Consider the following 2,662-nt stretch of genomic DNA (forward strand, 5'->3'; position numbering starts at 1 on the left):
GTTGCGCACGCTTGAGGTCGGATTCGGTGAAGGTGAGGTTCGACTGCGCCAGTTGCCGGTTGGCGCGCGTCTGGTCGAGCGCGGTCTGGAACGGCCGCTTGTCGATGGTGAACAGGAGATCGCCCTGCTTGACCATCTGCCCGTCCTTGAAATCGACGGAATCGAGATAGCCGGAGACACGCGCGCGCACTTCGACCGAATCGACGGCGGCGAAGCGCCCGACATATTCGTCATAGTCGGACACCGTGCGCTGCGTCGGTTTCGCGACGGTGACCTGCGGCGGCGGCGGCGCGCCGCCCTGCTTCTGCGGGGTGTTGTCGCCACAGCCTACGACTAAAGCCGCAAGGGCGAGCGCCGCCACATACCTCGCTCGGCGCATCAAATAAAATGATGAAAGACCCGATCTCGCAGTCATGGATTGTCCTGGGAGCGACAGACGACCATTCCAGCCCGCTCAGATAATGGGGCCATTGCCCGATGTCCACTTGCGCCGCGCTGTGACATTTCGGCTTCAGCCCCGCCGCCGCGCGCGGAAGGCTTTCAGCCAATCGCGACCGAACAGCACAAAAACGACGACGCCATAGACGCCCGCCCCGAGAATCCCGACGATTGCCAGCGTCAACAAATCGCGAATGCCGTGGAGGTGGTTTGTCCAGGCGGCGACGGGGGCGTAAGCGACCCAGAGAACCAGGCCCATGGCAACGCCGGCGACGGCAAACTTCCACATCGACTGCTTGAGCCGCGAATCCGCCCGCAGGTGTCCGGCGCGGGCCGCGAACCAGGTGATGAGGCCGAGATTGATCCAGGCCCCGATCGACGTCGCCAGCGCCAGGCCCACCTGCGCCAGCGGGCCCATCAGCAGCACCTTGAAGCCAATGTTCACGGCCGCGGCGGCGAGCGCGGCCTTCACCGGCGTCGTCGTGTCCCCGCGCGCGAAAAAGGTGGCGACCGCGCTGCGGATCAGCACGAACGGCAACAGGCCAAAGGCATAGGCTGCGAGCGTGTGGCCGGACGCGATAGCGTCGGCCTCGGTGAACGCGCCGCGCACGAACAGCGCTTTCACGATGAGATCGGGGATCGCGAAAAATGCGGCGATGCACGGAATGCCGAGCAAAAGCGTGAACTCGATGGCGCGGTTCTGCGCATGCGCGGCGCCCGCCTCGTCGCCGGCGGCGATGCGGCGCGACATTTCCGGCAGCACCACGGTGCCGGCGGCGATGCCGATGACGCCGATCGGCAATTGGTTGATGCGGTCGGCGTAATAAAGCGCCGACACCGCGCCGGTCGGCAGGAAGCTCGCAATGATCGTGTCGGCGAACAGCGCGAGCTGCACGCCGGCCGAGCCGACCGTCGCAGGTCCCAGCGCGCGGAAGAAGCGGCTGACGTCGGCGTCGAGCTTCAAGGCGCGGAAGCGCGGAAGCGCGCCGGCGCGCCAGCAATCGCCGGCGACGAGCAGCGCCTGAAGGACGCCGGAGACCAGGACGCCCCAGGCGGCGGCGTGCCCGGGTGTCGGAAACCAGTGCGCCACGAGGAGCGCCGCGAGCATCGACACGTTGAGCAGGATCGGCGCGGCGGACGCGGCCGCGAAGCGCTCGAGCGCGTTGAGGATGCCGCCATAGAGCGTCACCAGCGTGATCAGCAGCAGGTACGGGAACGTGATGCGCGTGAGATCGACGGCGAGGCCGAAGCGCTGCGGATCGGCGCCGAAGCCTGGCGCCAGCACGTCGATGACCGCCGGGGTGAACAGGAGCGCCACCGCGAGCAGGACGACCTGGCTGGCGAGCAGCAGGGTGAATATCCGGTCGGCGAACAGGCCGGCACGGTGCGCGCCGCCCTGCTCCCGGATGCGGGCATAGGCGGGCACGAAAGCGGCGTTGAAGGCACCTTCGGCGAAAATGGCGCGGAAGTGGTTCGGCAGCCGCAGGGCCACGAAGAAGGCGTCAGCGGCCGGCCCCGCCCCGAGGACGGCCGCCAGGATGATGTCGCGGACGAACCCGGTCACGCGCGACAGCAGAGTGTAGCCACCCACCGTCAGGATGCGCTGGATCATCGACTGCCTTTGCGCGTGCGGGAACCCGGGTCGGATGCTAGAACGGGACCTACAGAGACTTGCTAGACTGGAACTAGGGCGCGGCCACGACGGCTATTTCACGGCCCCGCCCCGCCGTTTACGGCGATTCCCCGGCCCACCCTAGAGCAGCCCGCCAGCCGAAGCCCGATGAATTCTCCCATCATCCCCGTCCTGCTGGCCGGCGGCGCCGGTACCCGGCTCTGGCCCGTATCGCGTGACGCCCTGCCCAAGCAGTTTCTGCCGCTGGTCGGCGACCGCTCGACCTATCAGGAGACCCTGCTGCGGGTCCAAGGGCCTATGTTCGCCCCGCCGATCGTGATCACCGGGCCGCAATTCCACTTCTTCGCCCGCCGGCAGGCCGAGGAGGTCGGGGTCGAGGCGACCGTAGTGGTCGAGCCCCTGCGGCGGGATTCGGGCCCCGCCATCGCCGCCGCGACCGAAGTCGCCCGCCGGCAGAACCCTGAAGCGGTCGTGCTGGCATTGGCCGCCGACCACATCATCCTCGATCCGAAAGGCTTCCAGGACACCTGCCTGGCCGGCCGCGCGGCCGCCGAGGCGGGCTCGATCGTCACCTTCGGCATCAAGCCGACC

General features: G+C 68.0%; 3 protein-coding genes. 1 reads left to right on the plus strand and 2 read right to left on the minus strand.

What is annotated here, in order from left to right:
* A partial coding sequence (locus VFT73_RS15235) for an efflux RND transporter periplasmic adaptor subunit (RefSeq protein WP_326412982.1) occupies positions 1-379 on the minus strand: 379 nt, incomplete at its 3' end.
* 132 nt (positions 380-511) lie between these two features.
* Positions 512-2,050, minus strand: coding sequence for a murein biosynthesis integral membrane protein MurJ (gene murJ / locus VFT73_RS15240; RefSeq protein ID WP_326412984.1), 1,539 nt, complete (start codon positions 2,048-2,050; stop codon positions 512-514).
* A 168-nt stretch (positions 2,051-2,218) separates the two neighbouring features.
* On the opposite strand from murJ, the gene VFT73_RS15245 reads away from it, so the two are divergent.
* The coding region (locus tag VFT73_RS15245) for a sugar phosphate nucleotidyltransferase (RefSeq protein WP_326412986.1) at positions 2,219-2,662 on the plus strand (444 nt) is incomplete at its 3' end.

Source organism: Sphingomonas sp. (genome assembly GCF_035758555.1).
Classification (GTDB): domain Bacteria; phylum Pseudomonadota; class Alphaproteobacteria; order Sphingomonadales; family Sphingomonadaceae; genus Sphingomonas_B.